The organism is Nonomuraea montanisoli (genome assembly GCF_013363975.1).
GTDB classification, from domain to species: Bacteria; Actinomycetota; Actinomycetes; order Streptosporangiales; family Streptosporangiaceae; genus Nonomuraea; species Nonomuraea montanisoli.
Map to the genome: position 1 here is coordinate 1 of NZ_JABWGN010000076.1, position 281 is coordinate 281.

General features: G+C 70.1%; 1 protein-coding gene. It reads left to right on the plus strand.

The genetic code is table 11. The annotated features are described in order from the left end of the window. On the plus strand, nucleotides 1-281 hold a 281-nt coding region (locus HTZ77_RS45050; RefSeq protein WP_205304753.1), incomplete at both ends, for a hypothetical protein.

The following is a 281-nucleotide window of genomic DNA, read 5'->3' on the forward strand; positions in this document are numbered from 1 at the left end:
ACCGAGGCTCTCCTGACCAAGGAGAACTCCGCCTTCGACGCCGACACCCGCCGGGCCGCGCTGCGCTGGTCCTACAGCTATCGCGTCCGCGACAATGCCGAACCGCCCGCGAACCTCGCACCGGTGATCCGCTGGCTGGAGACCAACACGGTGCCCATGGTCGCGTTCGACGAGCCGGGCAAGGGCGCGCTCCTCACCCGCGGCGTCCTCGACCGGATCAGCCGCACCAAGCACGGCAGAACCGCCGCCGCGAACACGGCCAACCGCAAGCGCATGTGCCT